Raw genomic sequence first — 20,773 nt, forward strand, 5'->3', positions numbered from 1 at the left:
TTATGAATATCGAATTCAAAAAAATCAACAAGCATTTTGGCGCTGTGCATGCGAATGTGGATATTGACTTTAGCATCAACAGCGGCACAATCTACGGAATTCTGGGCGAAAACGGCGCAGGCAAGAGCACCTTGATGAAAATTCTTTCCGGATTTATCCAGCCCGATTCCGGAGAAATCTTGCTGGATGGTCAACAGGTCAGAATTGATTCACCGGCGGATGCCATTAAATTCGGCATCGGCATGCTGCATCAGGATCCGCTGGACTTTCCACCCATGCTGGTGATTGATAATTTTATCGTTGGTCAGGGTGGGAAATTTTTACTCTCACACAAAACTGTGATCAAAGAATTTCAAGAATTGCAGGACCAGTTTGGCTTTGCCCTCGATCCTTACACCTATGTCGATACCCTGACCGTCGGTGAACGCCAGCAACTGGAGATTTTACGCCTGTTATGGCTGGGCGCCGGGGTATTGATCCTGGATGAGCCCACCACAGGCATCAGCGTGCAACAAAAAGAGAAGTTATTTGCCGCATTAAAAGTGTTAGCTAAACAGGGAAAGACCATCATCTTCGTCTCGCACAAACTGGAAGATGTCGAAATCATGTGCGACCAAGTGGCCATTCTTAGAAAAGGGCAGCTGGTAGGAGAGGTTGTCGCTCCGTACAATATCAATCAACTGGTCGAAATGATGTTTGGGAAGCAAATCGTAATCAACGAGCCCAAATCACGGGTCACAGATGAGATTGTCTTTGAATTAGAAAATTTTAGTGTTGAGCAATACCCGATCACGATTGAAAACGTCCATTTTCGCATGCGTGCAGGCGAGGTGATCGGGCTGGCAGGCATGGAAGGCAGCGGTCAGGATGTGCTGCTCCGGGCTTGTGCAGGCCTTCTGCGACCTGTATCAGGGCGGGTAATCGTCAATCAAAAAGACCTGACGGGAAAGACTTATCATGATTTCATGCGCCACGGGGTAGCCTTTCTGCCGGCTTCAAAACTGGAAGAAGGTCTCGTCCCTGAACTGACCCTGGCTGAACACTTTACCCTGGTAACAGAGCATAAAAAGCAATTATTCATTGATAAACCCTTCTTTCAAAACAAAACTAAACAGAAGATTGATGACTACCGCATCGTCGGTCAGCCTGAAACACCCGTTGAAGCCTTATCGGGCGGCAATCAGCAGAGGGCGTCTTTATCCATGTTAAAAGATTCCCTTTCCATCATCCTGTTAGAACACCCCACCCGGGGATTGGATATTGAATCAGCAATGTATATGTGGGACAAGCTAAAAGAACGCTGCGCTGGCTGTACATCAATCTTCTTTATTTCTGCCGATTTAGAAGAAATCATCCGCTACAGCGACCGCATCCTGGTGTTCTTCAGCGGGCATGTCTCCGAGCCTCAGGACTCATCCAAAATAAGCCTGGAACAATTGGGCCAGATGATCGGCGGAAAAGGCTGGGATCGAACTCTGACTGACGAGGAAACCTATGAAGCAATCTCGCACCCGTAGTTTATCGATATTATTTCAATTCGGGGGATTGATACTCTCCCTTGGGTTTGTTACCGTCATCCTGCTGCTGGTTGATGCCAACCCCATCCAGGCTTTCAGCCTGATCTGGCAGGGTGCCTTCGGCAACCCGACCCGAATTGCCAATGTGGTGGTTGCCTGGGTGCCTCTGGCGCTGGTTACCTGCGGTGTGTTGGTGACCTTTACTGCCGGGCTGTGGAACATCGGCATCGAAGGACAAATCACCCTGGGCGCCATCTTTACCACCGGTGTGATCCGCCTTTTTTTGAACACCTCCGTCAACCCCGCACTGGTCATCATCATCGCAATGTTAGCCGGGGTCGTCGGCGGGATTCTATGGGCATTGCTGGCTGGGGTGTTAAAAGTATTCGGCGGCGTCAACGAAATATTTGGCGGCTTGGGCCTCAATTTTATTGCCACCGCGCTGAACATCGGTTTGATTTTTGGCGCCTGGAGCCGACCAGGCGTGGCATCGATGAGCGGCACAGAACCTTTTCCTGAAATCTACTGGTTGCCCACAGTAGGGAGCTTTCGTTTTAGCTGGTATTCCATCGCGCTGACATTAATCGGGCTGGTGGTGATCTATTTCTTGCTGCAGAATACCCACTTTGGTCTCAAGCTTAAAGCCGTTGGCAAGGGCATAAAATCCGCCTATCGGTTGGGTATTCCCACCTGGCAGTATATGATGCTGGCGTTCCTGGTATGTGGTCTGTTTGCCGGGCTTGCTGGCGCCCTGCAGGTGGTGGCCGTGTATCACCGACTGATCCCCGCCATCTCCAGCGGCTACGGTTTTATGGGCATGATGATCGGTATGCTGATCAATTACCAGGCAATCTGGGTGGCGCCGGTTGCCCTGTTCTTTGCCGCGTTAAATATTGGCGGCATTCAATTGCCCATCATCATGAAACTTGATTCCACCTTATCCGGCGTCATGCAGGGTAGCCTGGTCTTGTTCATCCTGCTGATGCAGGGCGTTCAACAACGAATTTTGGGAAAGAAGTAGGAAACCATATGTCAGGAGATTTCATTCTTTTGGGTTTAGCCGGCGTGATCGCGTCTGGTGCGCCGATTGTGCTGGCTTCCATTGGCGAAACCATCTCTGAACGCGCCGGAGTAACCAACCTTTCCTTAAATGGATTGATTATTTTTTCTGGCATGATGGGCTTTTGGGTGGCAGTGGAAACAGACAGCTTGTTTTTAGGGTTTCTAACAGGAGCGCTGGTTGGCGCTTTGGTTTCTGCAATTGTCGCCTTCAGCAGCATAACCCTCAAACAATCCCAGGTTGCTGTAGGGTTTATCCTCGCCATCACCACCCGCGATCTGGCATATTTTCTGGGCAACCCCATCATGGGGCTCCAGGGACCGATCATGCTTTCCTCGCCCATCCCCGTGCTGAGCCAAATTCCGATCCTGGGTCCGCTGTTCTTTCAGCAATCCATCATGACCTACGCCAGCATCATCCTGATTTTTTTAGCCTGGTTCTGGATCTACAAAACCCGGCCCGGTTTGATGCTGCAGGGTATTGGTGAAAAACCTTCCGCAGCCTATGTGCGGGGCGCCAATGTGGGGCGGATGCGCTATTTTTACACCATCCTGGGCGGCACGCTGGTGGGGTTGGCAGGCCCTCTGTTTACCCTCAGCGTTAAGGCGGGGTGGAAGGGCACCATTACCGGCCTGGATGGCATTGGGTGGATCGCCCTGGCTATCACCATCTTCGGCGGCTGGAATCCGATCCGGGTGGCGTTTGGGGCTTACTTTTTTGCCTTCCTGCAGTGGCTGGGTCTGGTGCTGCAATCGTCATGGACCTTCATTCCCTCGCAGGTATTACAGGTAGCGCCATTCCCTCTGATGATCCTGACGCTGTTGCTGGTCAATCTGGGCAATACCGAATGGGTCGCCAGGCTGCTGGCAACCCTGCCAGACGGTGTCAGAGAGCGGGTAAAAAAGCTGATCCGATCGCTGCGATCGCAAGCGCCGGCGGCGTTGGGAACGCCTTTCGAACGCGAATAGTTCTACCCGGGCGCGGCCTCTTGCCATCCCTCGGCTTTGGCAATCCGCGCCTGCAACGGGGGGTGACTGTAAAACATAAACACCACCCACGCTTCCGGATCAACGTCGCTCAGATTCTGATTGGCAAGGCGTTTAAAGGCTGAGGAGAAGGCTTCCGCTTTATTCGTCGCCTGCAGGGCATAATCGTCGGCTTTATTCTCGCGCCAGCGTGAAAAGGCGTTTTCGATGGGCATGGTGATCAATTGATACAGGGAAAGCAGGATCATCAAAGCCGGCAAACCGGCAGGGTCGGATGCCCCTGTAAAACCAAACACAGCAATCGCCCAGACCATTGCCCGTGAGACCAGGAATAAACCCAGTGCGGTCAACACCGTGCCGCCGCCAATCAGCCAGGCGATATCGCGGTTGACATGGTGTCCCAGTTCATGCGCCAGCACGGTTTCAATCTCATCAGCGCTGAACTCGCTAATCAGGGTGTCGCCCAGGATGATGCGCCGGGTATTGCCCAACCCGGTCAACGCGGCATTGGCTTGCTTGGTGCGCCGAGACATATCCATCTTAAACACGCCCCTCACTTTTGTGCCCGCCTTTTCAGCCAGCGCCACCAACCGGTCCGCCAGGTCAGCATGCTCCTCATCCAGGGGGGTGAACTTGTTGAAAATCGGCATCAGCAAAACCGGCGCCAGGTTGGTCATCAACACACTGAAAAACAACATGCCGCCCGTCAGCCATAACCACCAGTTATCCCCGGTCAGGCGCAGGATCAGGTACACCAGCTCAATTAAGACCAGCCCCAGGACTGCCCCCACAACCAGGCTCTTCAACTGGTCAATCACCCAGTCCTTGAGCGCTTGCGTGGAAAGGTCAAAGCGATGCGGCAGGATATAGCCCGTGTAATATCCCATCGGCAAGCTGATTAAAAAGAAAATCCCGCTAAAGACTGCGGCAAACCCCGCCACAATGAACCAATCATTGTTGACCATGCTCGCCAGCCAGCTCCTCAGCGCAACCGACCAGCCGGTGACCAACCACAGGAAGGCATACAACAGTGTGATCCCCTGGTCAACCAGCCACAACCGGCGTTTAATGCGTCCATATAGTTTTGCCTGCTTCTGTCGTTCCAGATCAATTTGTGTCATTTTGGAATACCTCTTTGTTGGAAAGCCTCGTTAACCATCGACCCTGCGCAAAGCGCTTTCATCAATGCCTGAGTCAGATCGATTATAGCACGGGTTGGGCTTCTTCCCACACGGTTATGGCATGTCACGCCGTATCCCTCCTCGATTTAATCAATCCTGGGTAATCGGTTAAAACAAGTGCAGTGATTAAACCGGCAAGCAACACAGGAAAAAACTAAAATTGTTTGAATATTTGGAAATTCTTGACAGAAACTGAATTTAAAAAACTTGACTTTTAAAAAAAATTTCGCGATAATAGCCGTAAATGGTGTGATATAACGTACCACCATTCAGTCAAATTCCCAATCAAGTGATGTTGGAGGATGCCATGAAAGTGTTAAAAATTGTTTTTGGTTTGTTGATCATCCTGGCGCTGATCAGCGCACCGGCGGTGATCGCCCAGGAGGGCGATTTCCCCTGGCGCGAGGCGCCACCCGAAGGCACCGTCTACGAGCCGTCTCCTGATTTTGATCCTTATCACCGGGTTGACGACAACCCGCCCATTGACGGCGACATCGAGCAGTTAATCGCTGAGAAACAGCAAGCGCTACTCGAAAGCGGCATCATGACTGAACTCCCTGAAATGGAGACCTTCACGCCTCCACCGCTTTCGCCGGAAGACATGGGTGGCATCGATGATGTTAAAGCGGACCCAGCCCTGCAGGAATCCTTATGGCCGGCAATCGAAGAGCAGAAGGAGGACGCCCCCCCCTCAGCAGACTCTCCGGAGGATGCAAGAGCGGTGAAAATGGTGGGGGCTCCCATTCCGATTGCCACAACGATTGATATCGATGAGTGGTGGCCGGCGGTGGCGCATGGCGGTGATCATTATCTGGTTGTCTACGTGAGACAGGGCAATATCTATGGAAAAGTTTATTCTAACACGGGCGAGTTAAAAAACACCATCACCATTGCTGATTGGGCAGCCGATTGTGAGTTTCCCTCCGTAGCCTATGAAGCAAAAAGCGGCCTGTTCGTGGTGGTCTATGAATATCATTTTTCATCCTCTGATTATGATGTTGTCATTCAGCTTGTCTCCCCGACGACTGGGAACATCGGGGATGCATATTGGGTCAGCAATAGTGTCTATCATGAATGGTACCCGGATGTGGCCTGCAAACACACCAACGGCACTTGCCTGATCGCCTTTCAGCATAACCAGGAGGGCCGAATCAAGGGTCGTTTCTATACCATTTCCAGCAGCGGGATAACTCACGGGAGCACCGTAAGAGACCTTTCGGATGCAACGGGCGCAAGTTTTCCTCACCTGGCCTGGGGCGTCGGGAGGGGCCTCTACATGGTCACTTATGATTGGTGGTCCGGTGTTAAGTATTCTGCCAGCTACACCAAGGTCTATGATCACCCGGTGGCCGGGGGCAACCAGTACGTTCATTTCGATTCCTACGTAGCCGCGACTTTCCCAAATGCCACGTTTAATAGCGATGTGACCTACGACCCCTGCACCGAGAAGTTTTTGGTCTCTTTCTACCACCTTTTTTCTTCTACCGATCGCGACCCGTGGGTTGTTGCCAAGCTTTCCACAACGAGTGCCGCGGGCTTTCCCCCGTTTACTATTGCCTATACGACTCAAAATGAGTATGAGGGCGGCATCAGCTTTGTGACCGACAGTCACCTGAAGCCCTTTTGTGGGTCCATGGACAATCTGGTTGTCACCTATATTAACGATTCGGTGGGAGTTAAGGCAGCAGAACTGCGCGGCAACAGCAGCACCACCAACCCGATCTATGTGCGGGACGCCACAAGCCTGCAGTTGATCGTAGATAAGAACTATGCGGTCTACAAGAATCAACGCACTGCCATATCAAGCGGATCGCAGAAGGGAGAGCTGTTCACCGCCTCTTCGGGGAAATGGGGTCCTCCATCACCTTGGACCGATCTTGATGTGGAAGGTCAAATTGTCGCAATTAGCGGGCGTGTATACATCCCGCTTTTACGGCGTTAAAAGGGCCAGGGAGTCGCGCCCAGCCGATCGTCGGCGACAGCAAATTTCGTTTGGTTAACAAGGTGTGCCCATCCCAGGGCACACCATGATTGGATTAACGGAGACACAAGACCCAGGGACTGTATGCGCGTCTTCCGTCTATTGTTTTCGCTATTTTTCCGTCATCTTTCCTTCGTCCCCGGTCTCCTGTCCACCGTCTTCTTTCTCCTTGCTATTGACAGTGTAATATTTTTCCTGTATGATTGAATTGTCAGCAAATCCATGGTCAATGGTGCTGGATATTCCAATCGATATTCACGTATTAAGTGCAACAGCGCTCTTTTAAATATTACCGATGCCTCGACTTTGATCTGTCCAAGGCTAACATACTTTTCGAAGCAATCGATATTCCAATAATCGGATTATTTAAAAGGCGACGCGAACGCTGAGCAAGTTCAGATACATATGAGACACAGGAGTAGATAAAATAACACATCGGGGCGATCCTTAAGGGTAGAAAACCAACAAAGGAGGTGCCCCGATGCGGCAGATCTATCTGCAAAGACAATTTTACCAGCTAGCCAAACGTATGCCACCCAAGTTGAGTGAGGAAGCCAAATCTCGGCTGAGGATGGTGAGGGCCTGGCAAGCCCTCAGACAACAAGGGCTGCCTGGCGGAAAGGCAGCTGAGGTCATGGGGATTTCACGAGCCACCCTGTACCGTTGGAATGGGAGGTTAGAGAGCGAGGGCCTTAAGGGATTAGAACAGCGCAGCCGCAGACCGAAGCGTGTGCGGCAACGTCAGTGGGGTTCGAAAGAAATCACCCTCATTCTGGAGTTGAGAACGCTGTATCCTCGCTGGGGAAAAGAGAAATTAGCTGTATTAGCCAGGAGAGAAGGCACAAACCTTTCGGTACGGATCTTGAAATACATCCAACAGCGGGGCTATTTGAAAGACAACGTGCTTTATAGGCCCCGTTACACCAAAAGACGACCCAAAAGGCCCTATGCGATCCGCAAACCCAAGGATTATCGGGTCGATGCCCCGGGCGATCTGGTACAGATTGATACGTTAGACATACACCCTTTCCCCCAGGTCCACTTCAAACACTTCACCGCACGAGATGTGATTTCACGCTGGGATGTGATTGAAACCTTTCCAAGCGCATCTTCTGCAAATGCGAAAGCCTTCTTGTCCACTGTGATCAAAAGGATGCCTTTCCCGGTCAAAGCGGTTCAGGTGGATGGTGGCAGCGAATTCAAAAAGCATTTTGAGGAATCTTGTGCAGAACTGGGCTTGAAATTGTTTGTGTTACCGCCTCGCTCACCTAAGCTGAATGGCAGAGTTGAGCGTGCCCATCGAACCCATTTGGACGAATTCTATTCAGCTTATCCGATTGACTTTACCTCGCCAACACTCAATAAAGTGCTTGAAGAATGGGAAAGAATCTACAATAAAGTCCGCCCTCATCGTGCTCTGGACAACCTGACACCTTATGAGTATATTCAACAAAACTACCCTTCGATGATCCCCCAATTGTCTCATATGTATTGAACCCATATAACGCCATCGGCTTCGATCGACTTATGGTATAATTAGATCATTATTGAATTGATGCACTTAATGCTTGAAACAATATTATGTTTGGAACCGACTGCTTGAGATCAATTTAAAATGGTTAACGAGCTGTATCGAGTGCACGATCGTCAAAAAAAGCCAAAAGTAGTGAAAAGGTATCACCCATTTCAAAATCCAGAAGCAAAATTTGGGGGTAATGGGTGGTTTCCTTGCAACTCTGAAAATCTGGCTGTTTTGAAAAAGTTCATTCCCTGGTTGAATCTATTACAAAGTGATTTTTTTTTGTCATCAGGCACTGGAGATCGATCGGGTCGGGCAGCACCTGGGCTCATTCGGGCTTTAAAATCACATCAAATCTTACCAAACTTTGATCAGCAGTCTGTGCGAGAGCTTTATCTAACCACCTGCTCTACTATCCAAGTCATGGACGATGCGACATTGGCGTTTTTCAAGTGGGGTGGCGAGGCAAATAGGACGCTGACACAAATCATTTAAAAACGGTTGAAGAGGAAAAAGAATTTATTAATGCAGGAGTTGCTTATTTCACAATTGGGACTGGAGATTGTGTTCAAGGAGTTAGCTAGATCAATAATATCGGTGATTTTGATGCTTATCTCTCAACAATCAGGCTCAGAACCGATTTTCATGCTCTGAGGTCCGATTATTGTGATAATGAATTTCGTCCTGGTGCTTACTAAATTAAATTTGATTTATATTGAACAATAATAAAATTAGGCTATTTGCCTGCCCAAACTGGTTAGATGGTTTATGAAGATTGTTATTAATAATATTGAACAACAAAATAATTACAACAATCAAGTTGATATTGATTGGCTGGATTCTGGATTAATTCCACATGCTGATAGTATCATCTATTTATGTCCCGGATGGGTTGATTTACAGGTGAATGGGTTTGGTGGCGTTAACTTATCATCAGAAAATCTTAAGGCCGATCAAGTTGTGTTTGTTTCACACCAGCTAATAAAAAATGGTGTCACTCGTTGGTGCCCTACCATTATATCCAGCTCTTTTGACCGAACTAAACTCAGTATCGAAGAAATTGTCAAAGCCACACATATAGATAACCAAACCAAAAAAGGGGTCATAGGTTTACATTTAGAGGGCCCGTACATTTCTCCAAAAGAAGGTTTTAGAGGTGCGCATTCTGAAAAGTTTATTCGCGCCCCTAATTGGGATGAATTCGTCGCCTGGCAAGATGCTGCGGAAGGGTTAATCCGGATGATCACACTGGATCCTTCAGCAAAGGGCAGTTTAGAATTTATTGAGCGCGTCGTTGAACAAGGCGTTATTGTAAGTATTGGCCATTCTGAAGCATCCCCAGAATGTATTAAATCTGCCATTGCAGCAGGGGCAAAATTTTCAACACATTTAGGGAATGGGATTCCAGCGCAAATTCACCGACACAAAAACCAGATATGGACCCTCTTAGCAGATGAGAAAATAATTGCCGGTGTAATCTTTGATGGCTTTCATCTCCCTTTAGATGTTATGCGCGTTTTTTACAAGGTAAAAGGACAGGATAAACTGGTTTTAACCAGCGATTCAACTGAGTTTGCCAATATGCCACCGGGTATATATGACACAACAATTGGAGAAAAAGTTCAATTACATGAAAATGGAAAACTGACAATTTTTGGCTCCGATGATTACCTGGCGGGTTCTTCATTTTCACTTAAACAGTGTATAGAAACATCTGTCCGCTTATTGGAGAAGCCTATTGAAGAAATTGCGAAACTTGCCTATTTAACACCCGCAAACTTGATGGGCGTGAACCTCGAAAAATCGCATATTTTGTTTTTATGGGATCCCAGAAAATATCATATTGAAATATTAGCCGTCTTCGAAAACCGGAATATTATTTACAAAAATCCTGCTATCAATCTTAAACTAACGAAAGGACCAAAATGAGTAAGGACATCAATCCGAAAAATCAGACCTATCAATTTGGCAGCAACACGGCGATGGTTTATGAAACTATCGAAGAAATGGGCCAGGCTGCCGCACAGTATTTTGTTGTAAAAATTAAAGAAGTTCTAAAGCAAAAGGATACTGCCAATATTGTCCTAGCGACTGGGAATTCAATGTTAACCTTTCTAAAGGCGTTGAGACGAGAAGTCGATATTGATTGGAGTCGGATAAACATTTTTCATTTGGATGAATACCTTGGTATGGCAGACACACATCCCGCGAGTTTTAGGCGTTATTTACATGAAAATATTGTTGATCATGTCAAGCCGCTTACATTTCATGAAATTGCTGGAGATGCATGGGATGTTACCAAAGAGTGCGTAAGATATGAGTCTCTATTAAAAGAAAATGAGATCGATATTTGTTGTCTTGGTATTGGCGAGAACGGACATATTGCATTCAATGATCCACCAGTTGCAGATTTTTATGATCCATTTTGGGTAAAAGTGGTTGCACTTGATGAAGCATGTCGATTACAACAAGTCGGCGAAGGCCATTTTGCATCGCTTGATGATACGCCTTCGCATGCAATCACGATGACAATTTCCGCCTTGTTTACTGCCAAAAATACATTGGCAATTGTTCCTGAAAAGCGCAAAGCGGAGGCGGTAAAAATGGCATTAACAGGAAGTGTCGACACAAGCTGCCCGGCGTCTATTCTTCAAAGAATACCGCAGGTTAAGATGTTCTTAGACGTGGATTCTGCAGCAAAATTAATAAATCAATAAATAATCGAAAAGGATGAAAAAATGAAAATCAGAGAAATTCCGTTTCTAGCAATGGGTGGAGAATATGGCCAGGATGATCTGGAGGCAGTCATCAACGTTGTTACACAGGCTATTGGGCCTAAGGGCAACTTCTTCCCTTTGCCAGAAGAAAACGACTTTCAGGACGCTATTGCTGAACACGAAGGTGCAGAGAAGGCAATTGTCGTGAATTCTTGTGGCACTGCCCTTGATTGTTGTATGATGGCACTTGATATCAAGCCGGGTGATGAGGTCATTACAACCCCTCTAACATTTGTATGTACAGCAGGAACAGCCGTTGCACAAGGCGCACGAATTGTTTTTGCTGATATTGACCCCGTGACCATGAATTTGAGCCCAGAAGCTGTTAGAGCTCGCATTACAGAGAAAACCAAAGCGATTATCCCGGTCCATTTCACAGGATTGGTTTGTGACCTGGATGGTTTTGATAAAATTACCGAGGAAACAGGTATACCCGTAATTTATGATGCTGCTCATGCAATTGGTGCAAAATCGAATGGTCAGCCGATTGGCGGCCGCGGGTTAGCATCCTGTTATAGCTTCCAAAGCAATAAAAATATGACTTGTTTGGGTGAGGGCGGCGCCATCACAACAAATGATCTCGATTTTGCTGAAAAAGTACGACAATTAAAGACTTTTGGATATGTCTATGGCGGACCGTCCCTCCGAGTTGTGGATATTGGCTTCAACTACCGGATGACAAAAGTTCAGTGTGCCGTTGGATTAACCCAACTCGCAAAATTGGGTCAATTAATTGTTAAGCGTCAAAACTTGATGCTGGCTTTGAGTGAGGCATTGCACGATACTCACGAGATAATTCTCCCTTATGGGCATGGGCCCGGACACGCCAGCCATATATATGTTATTCGATTGAATACTGATGAAGTCCGTTTTACCACTCCTGAATTTGTTTCGCACCTTAAAAACACCTATAAGGTTTTCACGGGTAAACATTATCCAGCTGTTTGGACTTGGGAGGCTTTTCAGAAACTTGGTTATACCAGTGAAGGCTGTCCGATTGCAGAAAAGGCCTGTGAACAGGTTGTCACATTGCCGGTATTCGCGAGTACCACAATGGATGATATTGAGTACATTGCCTGGGCAGTGAAAGCAACGATACAAGATTTACAATGACAAAACGAGAACCAATATTTTCTGCGCAAATATACTGATAAGCGTTTAGAATATTGGCTGGAAAAACAATGTGTAAAATTTTCTTAGGAAGGAGTATGTAGTCAATAGCTTTAAATTGTTTAAGGCTATTGACTGTTAAATCATATGAAAGACATCAAATGGCTTTTAGTGGGTGCTGGTGATATCGCACAAAAGCGAGTGGGAGCCGCCTTGCGAGATGCCAAGCATTCAAAACTTGTTGCAGTATGTGATATCAATGAAGAAAGGGTTCGCTCACTTGTTAACGAATTTTCTGTTGAGCAATCTTTTACCTCACTTGAGGAGGCGTTGGAAAAATCCAATTGTAATGCGGTATACATCGCCACGCCAGTCCATTTACATGTGCCCCAGGCGCTTTTAGCACTTGATGCGGGATTTCCAGTGCTTGTTGAAAAACCCATCAGTCTTTCGGTTGAAGAGGGTAAAACCCTGATCACGAAAGCGAAATCATCTGGAATTACAGCTGCAACCTCGTATTACCGCCGGTTATTTCCCGCTTATCAATACACAAAGCAAATGCTAGAAAATCAAGAATTTGGTCAGGTGGTTTTGGTCAGAATGATTTATGATTCTTGGTTTTCGCCTGAGCCAACTGATCCTAAATATTGGCGAGTGATCAAGGGCAAATCAGGCAGTGGCCCGATCAGTGACATGGGGTCTCATATGCTCGATGTGATGATCGGGCTACTTGGAATGCCAGAAAAGGTGTCCGTATTGTGTGACCACCTTGTCCATGATTGGGAAGTGGAAGATACTTCCTCAATTTTGATGATGATGCCAAACGGCGCTCAGGTTTATGCTTCATTCAATTGGTCTTCAAAGACCTGGCGTCATGAATTTGAATTGGTGGGGAGAGAATCTCGCCTGGTTTGGTACCCATATGATTCTGGCGCATTGAAGAAAACTGTGGGCAGGGAAATCACTGATCTTTCTTTGCCGCCAGCAAGCAATGTCCATCTACCGCTTGTTCAAGATTTTGTGGATGCCTTGCTAAATGGAGAAACACCTGTCTGCCCGTTGAGTGAGGGCATTAAAGTGAACATTTTAATGGATTCTGTCCAAAAAGCAGCCCTTGAGGGTGTTGAAGTCGTTATCCCAGAGGTTGAATTTTAGAAAACTCTGAAATAATATGTAGAATACGATAAGGCTGTTTCATTGTATTGAAATTGGATGACATAGGCAGTGAATCTCTTAATTTGTTAAAGATCAGATTAAAAAGATCACACCGATTAATTTGAAAAGCGAAAACGATGATGAAATTTGCTCCAAAACCTGAAAACGATTTTTACGAATTTATCCGTATCTATTACCGTGAATGCAGGGCCAGGTTTCCGAAAATCCAAGCAATCGCTGGAAAATGGATGTATCGTGACCTCATCCCTGGAATGAGTGACTTTGATTCGCGTTTTATCCTCGAAGATGAGATGACTGCTGATGATTGGTGTGATATGTCCACCAAGGTTGGGCAGGTTCACCTTGAGCTTACGAAACGATTTCCTGTATGGTGGCGAAATTTAGAACACCTTCCCGGTATTAATCTGACCTGGTCTGAAATAGGCGCTGAAAAGAATTATTACCCTGAATACCAATTATGGACTTACTACGATACGGACGACCAAGAGCGCCTAGGTCAGTTGATGTATCACTTTACAAAACGAGGTTGGAATCATAAAGATGAACTTTTTCACCTGAGACGGTTTGTGACGTATTTTGGTCGATATAACCGCACGATTGACCCTGCAGTCAACCTCGGCATACACACGAATAAGTATCCATTACACAGCCGGCTCATGCATTATTTCAATCCTCCCGTCCATTCTGCGGTATGCATCTTAACTCAAAAGAATATGCCTGGGAAATTTAACGCTTTTGAGATGGCAAATCAGCTTTTTCCTGAGTTAGAATGCTGGGAAATAATCCAGGAAATACTCCACAAAAATTATGAAACTCCGTACTGGTATTTTGAACCAAACGTATCTCTGCTTGAAGACAAGCTCGAATTTGCCTTACTAAAGATTGCAGAGCGAGTGAGAGAAACGGTTAGCATTATCCCTGTTGGTACTGATGTCGATATCGCAAAAGATATTAACCAATGGAAACTGGATTTGAATTCTCTTCAGGTTGACCCAATCATGAAAATATTTGAGAAATCCAGATTTTCACGTTTATTTAAAGGGAGGTTGCGTTTTTATTTTAATGCTCCTGAAGGCTTTGACAATTTGTTCTTAATTCAAAATGAATTTGGAAGAATTCGAGAATTGTTCTTCAAAGTGCCCTATCAGACCTATTGGGAAGTTATGACAGGTGAACATGTAGACGATCCAATAACGATTTTGCCCGAGTTATTAAAGCACCCTTTAAGACCGGATGAAATAGCTGCCACAAAAGCTTTTGCCCATCTTACATTGCCTGATATCTGGGTGGGCAATGAATTTTCTGTGGCGGAAAAAATATTGGCCATCTATGATGACTTTTTCAGGGGGCTATATACGATTGCTCAAGAAGTATCGTCCTTAGAAAAAGAAACCGATTTATGATAAACCTCAGCCTTTGTCTGTGAAAAGAGTTGCACCAATGTATAAGATGTTTTTTAATTACTCCATTGATTGCGAGCTGCCTCCCGATGGTGTTTTTGGTGGGCCTGTTTCGTGGCAAGCTGCAGAAGAATCAACCCGTGGATTTGTGGAATTGATGGACAATCTTGGGTTGGTTGCAGGCGCCTCACTTTTTGTTTACCCTGATGTTGCGATAAAGCAAAAACAGCTGTTTAGAGAAATGGCGGAAAATGGGGTTGAGATTGGTTTGCACCTTCACACAATGCGTTACTCAAAAATGAAAAACCCCAACTGGTTGGGTGCGCTCAGTTTTGATGAACAATTAGAGGCCTTGAAAATGGCAAAGTCTGATCTGGAAGACGTGATTGGGCAGCCTTGTTTAGGTTTTCGTGCCTGTTATGCTAGTGCCAATGACCTAACTTTTTGCGCAGTTGCCAGTGCAGGTTTCAAGTGGACGAGCACCTCGGCTAACGGAAGTTATAAACCGGAAATTTATGCCTGTTGGGCTGGGGGCTGGCCTTTCCCATATTTTCCATCCTCAAAAAACAAGCTGGTACCAGGAGAGATGGATATTTATGAAATGCCTATTACTCATGGACTGACATTATTCTTTAATAATGATAAAAACCGTCCATTAGACATGCGCGCTGAAACGCCATTAGATGTAAGCGGTCCTTTTTTCGTGAAATGGCGAATATTGATCGAAGAAAATCTCTTTGAAATGGAAAAACGTAATCAGCCTGTCAGAGCAGTGATTGGCGCAAGTCATAACACCAACCCGTATGGCAAGGTTGGCAGTTTAGAACGAAATAATGTAGTAAGAGTGTGCCAGCTTACACAGGAGATCAGCGAGCGAAAACGTTACGCATTCACCCCGGCTTCTTTTGATCAAATATATGTTGAAGCAAAAAAGCTGGATGCTTTCTAAGTTAAATAACATGTTCCATAAGTGGCGTGCAAGGTTCCCGGTGCCAATTGAGTCAAAAAAGGAGGTCAGTCTTGCAGCTTAAAAAAACAGACCTTGTCCAGGGATTAAAAAGATTAGGTGTTAAACCTGGAATGCTTTTATGTGTACATTGTTCATTAACTGCATTTGGAAAAGTGGCTGGAGGTGCGGTTAGTGTCATTGAAGCATTGATGGAAGTGGTGGGTACAGAAGGCACCTTGATGATGCCAACACACCCAGCCAGGGATGGTCAGACATTTAATCCACAAACGACGCCTTCAGCGATGGGCATAGTTAGCGAAGTTTTTAGACAAATGCCAGGTGTGATACGCAGCCGGCATCCTTATCATCCTGTGGCAGCTTGGGGAAAGGCTGCAGAAATATTACTTGCAGACCATGAAAAAAGCCCTGTTCCCGATGGCATGGAAACACCCTATGGGCGTTTAGCCAAATTAAGTGGGTATGTCCTGATGATAGGATGCGACCTGGATACAATGACCTTGTTGCATCACGTCGAAGCTGATCTAAACTTGCCTTATTTACGAAAACTTGATATGACTTTCATAAATGAGGATGGTGTTCAACAAGTTTTATCAATGAAAAATGTGCCAGGTGGACACCGTGGTGGTGTTTTAAAATTTGAGACCCTCTTTAAAAACAATGGCATTATGAGTATTGATCACATTGGAAATGCGGTCTGCCGTCTTATACCTGCAGCAGGTGCAGTTGATCTGATGAAGCGTTATTTATCAGATGATCCTGCATTTGTATTGGATGATAACCCCTACTGTGAAGATTGTTTGCGTTTCAGAGGTCTGATCAATGCTGAACGGCTGAACAAAGAGCGATTTAGGTTGCATGTTCGCTTGCCCTATTACGCAGGCATGGATTTAAAGCGCTTTATGCAATTAACCCAAAGTATTGGGGCTACAGGGGTCGAGGTTGATTATAAGAAAACTTTTACTCATCATGAAATTGATAAAATTCTCAACACAGCGGATGAATATCGGCTTGATATCCCGATATTACGAGTTGGCCCTTTATCACAATTGAGCTGGTCTTCAATTTTTAATGCTGCCAAAGCATTCAATACAGGTATGATTCATTGCACGATACCTTCTCGATTGGAAATGTGCGAAAGCGAACTTAAAAGTTTTTTGAAAACAATGAAGGACAATGCTTCTAACGGGGGCGTAAAATTAATGGTGAGTAACCGACACAACAGCTTTCTGGATCAGCCATCACTCGTCACCAGTCGCCTTGATTTAAATGAGTTTGATATCAGTTATAATCCATTAGAGGCTTTGCGAAGCGGCATCAAACCGTTCTATGATGGGGTTTATTCCGGCAGTTTGAGAAGAAGAATCAGCCATATTGATATCTGCGATGGTGATATTGCAAAGACGAAGAACTTCTCTTTGGGTCTGGGTAAATGTGAGATCCGTGAAATACTCTCGAACCTGCGCAGTCGAATATTTGCTGGGGTGTATTGCCTTTGGCCGATCCCTCTTCTCGATATCGAGGGAGTGCATGAGGTTGGCAGGCAATTCTGGCAGTTAATGGATATGATCTAAGTATTTAACTTTTCAAAGATCACCAATACTAAAATATTTAACAAGAAAGCATCTAGGAATGATGCATTCTTGTTTTTAGGCAATATTTTGTTTTAAAGAAAGTGGCGGGCTAAAATAAATTCATTCCTAAACCTCATTGATGATGAGCTCTTTCAGACTACGCTTGGGAACATGGTGAACATCGTCATCGTCACGGTAATAGCGTATATCACCGTCTTCTCCAATGGGTTCTGTGACAACCTTTTCAGTCGGCTTTCCTAAAGCAAGGACAAGTAGAATTTCATATTGTTCAGGTATGTTTAGTATTTTCTGTAATGCTTCTCGTTTAATTGAGCCAACCATACACCCCCCAAGGCCTTTTTCTGCAGCACCCAGCATGATACTTTGTGCGGCAATGCCATGATCGATGCCTGGACTTTTCCGAATTTCATTATCATTCAGGATGATGATATACGCGCTGGGGCGCTCTCCTTCTTCAGGTCCATCCCAGGTTTCCAATGCGCCTGCCCAAGCCAATTGCGGAAAAATCTGGTTGTTCATTTCAGGGGAATTACTGAGCCAAAACTTTAAGGGCTGTAAGTTAGATCCTGTTGGTGAATATTGAGCTAACTCAACCAATTCAAATAGTAACTTTCGATCGATTTGATGGTTTTCGTTAAACCGGCGATAACTTCGGCTTTTCTTGACAAGTGTTAGTAAATCCATAAACTATCCTACCTTTTATCTTTTCGCATACCGTATCATTGGCGAATTAATGATCATTATTCCCCTGCCTTTTAAGAAGGATCATTGTTGAAAGAGGTTTTGTTTTTTTATAATTTTCACTCAATCGCATTAAAAAATCCATCTGGGATTTTCGTCATATAGATTTGGGGGATACCAGAACAATCGCTGTTCCACCCAATGATATTTTTATTTCCTATAAAAAAGGGATGTGGATGGGTTTCTTGAGCGCTACCAAAACTGGATTTACTATGGCAGACCAGCTTATATTTTCCTGTTTCGATTGATCCAATGTAAATATCGCCAGATTTGTTGCAATCGGATATCCAAAACCGTCCTTCGGGATCTGTATGGATATGGGTAAACCCGGGTCCTTCACTGATTACCTTGGGAATATTTTCTTCAACTGAAATCATAACGATCTGGTCTTGAATCCATTCAGCATCCGTTGTTTTTCTTCTGTGCGTTGTTGTTATTACTTTATTCTCCTTGCCCACCCAGCATTGGTGCCCTTGAATTCTCTCAAGCAGGCTGAAGCCGACCTGCAATAATACTGGATTGCTACCGTCTATTTCACATGCGACCAGAGAAGCACCTTTTTCACCAACAAGAGTAAGAAGATTGCCTTCCTTGTCGTATTGAATTCCATTGTTCACCTGGATTAACAATAGAGAATGAACATTTTGCGAGATTTGTGGGTGGGGATTTAATGCCTCTGGATCACTGTAAGCTGTCTTTACAGTTCTGTCCTCAAGATCGATTAACGCTGTCACCATGTTATTTTTTTCGGTTTTCGCGGTCAAGACTGCAAAACGGCCTGTTTTATCAAATGATCGCAACCCGCCCGTTGGAATAAGCGCACCATGAGTTGGGAACAGGTTTGAGTCTATTGTGAACAAAAGCTCCCTGGAGAAGTCTTCCAAAAATATCCTTTTAAGATTGGCGTTATCAAGATAATAAAAACAACCATCTTTGGGATTAAAAATGGGTGCAGTTGCATTTTCCTCATCTGTTACCTGACGGATCCAGTGCGTTTCAGTGTCCGCAATCCAATAGGTATAATGCGAACTGAGGGCCATCCTTCTGGAAAAAATAAAGTGTTTCCCATCGGGGGTGCTGATCGGTGCTTCGGGGTAGATATTTGAACTTACAATGGGTTCGTTGGTCAGTTGATAAATTGGAAGTCCTGAATTTGGATCATTAAACCTATTTTGAAAAGCCACTTCTTCGTCAAAAACCCAATTATTTTCACGTCGCCAGAGGTCTGCCGCGGGAGGAATTCGTGAGGACATTTTAATAGCTCATTTCTAATAGTCGCGTGGGATTTACGGTCAATATTTTTTCAATAATTGGTACAGGTATCCTTGCTTCTGTTAATTCGTGAAGGCGATAGCCTACAGAATCAATCAGGCTAAAACCATAATCGCTGCCCCAAAGGAGGCGGTCTGTGTCTGTTTTTTCACAAAACATTTCGAATGCAAGCATGGTTGAACCGCAAAGCATTGTCCAGATATTAGGTTGCCTCATGGCTTCCAATGCGCTTCGCCATGCCCATAATATTCCGCCATGACCGAGGATAAATGTAGTCTTTGGAAACTGCCGTGCTAAGCCGGCAATTTGTTCAGGCAACGAATAGCACGGTGTGCCATCATGGAAAATTATAGGAACCTTGTATTGACCAGCAATGTCACATATTTTTTTCATTGTGGGATGCGCGAGAGAAAACCCCTGGATCCAGGGATGGAATTTCAGCAATTTGAAATTAAGTTCTTCGATGCAACGGAGAACTTCAGTTACAGAATCCTGTTCGGCTTGAGGCCATACACTTGCCACGGGTGTAAACGTTTCAGGATATTTCTTTGTTATGCGCGCCAGTCTGTCATTATCAGCTTGCACTGATTTTTCACGGTAGATATTGTAGTGCCCATATAAATAGAATTTTTTAACGCCGTACATTTCTGGGATCTTTAACCAGTTTTCAGGATTATCTCCATCTCGATCAACCCAGGGTATACCAAAGTGTGTGTGACAATCCGTGATCATCTTATTGCCTCCTTGAGAGCAATCGGCTCATATTTCCACCCATGACAAATTCAGCCTCATCAGCACTTAATACATTGTCCATTTCATTCCATTCGAACGTGAAATTGTTTACCGGGGCATAAGACCCCATGATTACTCGCTCTTTACCAATAACCTTTATCCGTCCGGGTATGCTGAAGGGCCTTGCCAATGACGTTTCTAAATAAATATTCGGGGCTGCCAAAGCAGCGTCGTCAACATCATTCCAGAAATCAGTAGATCCACAGTGCCCCATTAAAAAATCAATTTCCGGAAATCTTTCTGCCAGGTCCACAATTTGCCAGGGTGTTGAATTCCCAGGTAAACCCGTATGGAAATATACAGGGACGTGAAAGGGTTGAATCTGTTCAAGTAACGGGAAAATTAACTCCTCATTGGCCAGGAATCCTTGTAAAAATGGATGGAAAATCACCATTCGAGCATGCAAATCTATACATCGAAGAATTTCATTTATTGCATCATCTCCCATCCAGGGATTAGCAGTACAGGCAGGTAAAAGCCGATCAGGGTATCTTGCAGCAATTTCAAAAATTGCGTTATTCCCTTCGTCGTTCTTAACTGCATAATACCGATCTACCGCAGTGATGATCGCTTTTTCGACCTGGCAATTGTCCATTTCTTTGAGCAAGGTTTTTTCGTCTAAATCATATTCCCGGTCTTTTCCTATAGTACATAATGCATCTATTCGCATAATTACCTTCGTTCCTGATTTCTCAAAAG

At 45.3% G+C, this 20,773-nt stretch carries 18 protein-coding genes; 13 read left to right on the forward strand and 5 right to left on the reverse strand.

The annotated features are described in order from the left end of the window. Positions 1 to 2: 2 nt before the first annotated feature. Genes CFX1CAM_RS00400 through CFX1CAM_RS00410 form a run of 3 tightly spaced genes read left to right on the forward strand, consistent with a single transcriptional unit; the run spans position 3 to position 3,545 of the window. On the forward strand, positions 3 to 1,517 hold the full coding sequence (locus CFX1CAM_RS00400; RefSeq protein ID WP_087861103.1) for an ABC transporter ATP-binding protein: 1,515 nt from the start codon (positions 3 to 5) through the stop codon (positions 1,515 to 1,517). Further along, on the forward strand, positions 1,495 to 2,538 hold the full coding sequence (locus tag CFX1CAM_RS00405; RefSeq protein ID WP_087861104.1) for an ABC transporter permease: 1,044 nt from the start codon (positions 1,495 to 1,497) through the stop codon (positions 2,536 to 2,538). The genes CFX1CAM_RS00400 and CFX1CAM_RS00405 overlap by 23 nt, the downstream gene beginning before the upstream one ends. 8 nt (positions 2,539 to 2,546) lie before the next feature. Continuing rightward, positions 2,547 to 3,545 (forward strand): ABC transporter permease, encoded by a 999-nt coding sequence (locus CFX1CAM_RS00410; RefSeq protein WP_087861105.1) that lies wholly within the window; start codon positions 2,547 to 2,549, stop codon positions 3,543 to 3,545. Between the two features lie 2 nt (positions 3,546 to 3,547). Here CFX1CAM_RS00410 and CFX1CAM_RS00415 read toward each other — a convergent pair whose 3' ends face one another. After that, positions 3,548 to 4,684: a M48 family metallopeptidase gene (locus tag CFX1CAM_RS00415; protein WP_087861106.1), complete on the reverse strand. Its 1,137-nt coding sequence runs from the start codon at positions 4,682 to 4,684 to the stop codon at positions 3,548 to 3,550. A 367-nt stretch (positions 4,685 to 5,051) separates the two neighbouring features. On the opposite strand from CFX1CAM_RS00415, the gene CFX1CAM_RS00420 reads away from it, so the two are divergent. The 10 genes from CFX1CAM_RS00420 to CFX1CAM_RS00465 all read left to right on the forward strand — a co-directional run bounded on the left by CFX1CAM_RS00420 (position 5,052) and on the right by CFX1CAM_RS00465 (position 17,248). Further along, positions 5,052 to 6,686: a hypothetical protein gene (locus tag CFX1CAM_RS00420; protein ID WP_087861107.1), complete on the forward strand. Its 1,635-nt coding sequence runs from the start codon at positions 5,052 to 5,054 to the stop codon at positions 6,684 to 6,686. A gap of 520 nt (positions 6,687 to 7,206) precedes the next feature. Beyond that, on the forward strand, positions 7,207 to 8,220 hold the full coding sequence (locus CFX1CAM_RS00425; RefSeq protein ID WP_087861108.1) for an integrase core domain-containing protein: 1,014 nt from the start codon (positions 7,207 to 7,209) through the stop codon (positions 8,218 to 8,220). Between the two features lie 120 nt (positions 8,221 to 8,340). Beyond that, positions 8,341 to 8,739, forward strand: coding sequence for a tagaturonate epimerase family protein (locus CFX1CAM_RS00430; RefSeq protein ID WP_087861109.1), 399 nt, complete (start codon positions 8,341 to 8,343; stop codon positions 8,737 to 8,739). Between the two features lie 273 nt (positions 8,740 to 9,012). Beyond that, a complete protein-coding gene (locus CFX1CAM_RS00435) occupies positions 9,013 to 10,173 on the forward strand; it encodes an N-acetylglucosamine-6-phosphate deacetylase (RefSeq protein ID WP_087861110.1) in 1,161 nt (386 codons plus the stop codon). After that, positions 10,170 to 10,961 carry a glucosamine-6-phosphate deaminase gene (locus CFX1CAM_RS00440; RefSeq protein WP_087861111.1) on the forward strand — a complete coding sequence of 264 codons (792 nt, stop codon included), beginning with the start codon at positions 10,170 to 10,172 and terminating at the stop codon, positions 10,959 to 10,961. The genes CFX1CAM_RS00435 and CFX1CAM_RS00440 overlap by 4 nt, the downstream gene beginning before the upstream one ends. A 21-nt stretch (positions 10,962 to 10,982) precedes the next feature. After that, entirely contained in the window at positions 10,983 to 12,134 is a 1,152-nt protein-coding gene (locus CFX1CAM_RS00445; protein ID WP_087861112.1) for a DegT/DnrJ/EryC1/StrS family aminotransferase, read from the forward strand. A 144-nt stretch (positions 12,135 to 12,278) separates the two neighbouring features. After that, positions 12,279 to 13,286, forward strand: coding sequence for a Gfo/Idh/MocA family protein (locus CFX1CAM_RS00450; protein ID WP_087861113.1), 1,008 nt, complete (start codon positions 12,279 to 12,281; stop codon positions 13,284 to 13,286). Between the two features lie 137 nt (positions 13,287 to 13,423). Beyond that, positions 13,424 to 14,710: a hypothetical protein gene (locus tag CFX1CAM_RS00455; RefSeq protein WP_087861114.1), complete on the forward strand. Its 1,287-nt coding sequence runs from the start codon at positions 13,424 to 13,426 to the stop codon at positions 14,708 to 14,710. Positions 14,711 to 14,747: 37 nt separating this feature from the next. Further along, entirely contained in the window at positions 14,748 to 15,656 is a 909-nt protein-coding gene (locus tag CFX1CAM_RS00460) for a polysaccharide deacetylase family protein (RefSeq protein WP_087861115.1), read from the forward strand. Between the two features lie 71 nt (positions 15,657 to 15,727). After that, a complete protein-coding gene (locus CFX1CAM_RS00465) occupies positions 15,728 to 17,248 on the forward strand; it encodes an aminoglycoside N(3)-acetyltransferase (RefSeq protein ID WP_087861116.1) in 1,521 nt (506 codons plus the stop codon). Between the two features lie 126 nt (positions 17,249 to 17,374). Here the strand turns inward: CFX1CAM_RS00465 and CFX1CAM_RS00470 are convergent, their stop codons facing one another. The 4 genes from CFX1CAM_RS00470 to CFX1CAM_RS00485 form a co-directional block, all read right to left on the reverse strand. Continuing rightward, complete coding sequence (locus CFX1CAM_RS00470; RefSeq protein WP_087861117.1) at positions 17,375 to 17,953, reverse strand: nitroreductase family protein; 579 nt, start codon at positions 17,951 to 17,953, stop codon at positions 17,375 to 17,377. A 116-nt stretch (positions 17,954 to 18,069) separates the two neighbouring features. Beyond that, complete coding sequence (locus CFX1CAM_RS00475; protein WP_087861118.1) at positions 18,070 to 19,263, reverse strand: hypothetical protein; 1,194 nt, start codon at positions 19,261 to 19,263, stop codon at positions 18,070 to 18,072. A 1-nt stretch (position 19,264) separates the two neighbouring features. Further along, the gene (locus CFX1CAM_RS00480) at positions 19,265 to 20,014 is read right to left on the reverse strand and encodes an amidohydrolase family protein (RefSeq protein ID WP_087861119.1); all 750 of its coding nucleotides are present in this window, start codon (positions 20,012 to 20,014) and stop codon (positions 19,265 to 19,267) included. A gap of 1 nt (position 20,015) precedes the next feature. Further along, the gene (locus CFX1CAM_RS00485; RefSeq protein ID WP_087861120.1) at positions 20,016 to 20,744 is read right to left on the reverse strand and encodes an amidohydrolase family protein; all 729 of its coding nucleotides are present in this window, start codon (positions 20,742 to 20,744) and stop codon (positions 20,016 to 20,018) included. Positions 20,745 to 20,773 lie beyond the last annotated feature (29 nt).

Origin of the sequence: Brevefilum fermentans, assembly GCF_900184705.1 — a bacterium.
GTDB classification, from domain to species: Bacteria; Chloroflexota; Anaerolineae; order Anaerolineales; family Anaerolineaceae; genus Brevifilum; species Brevifilum fermentans.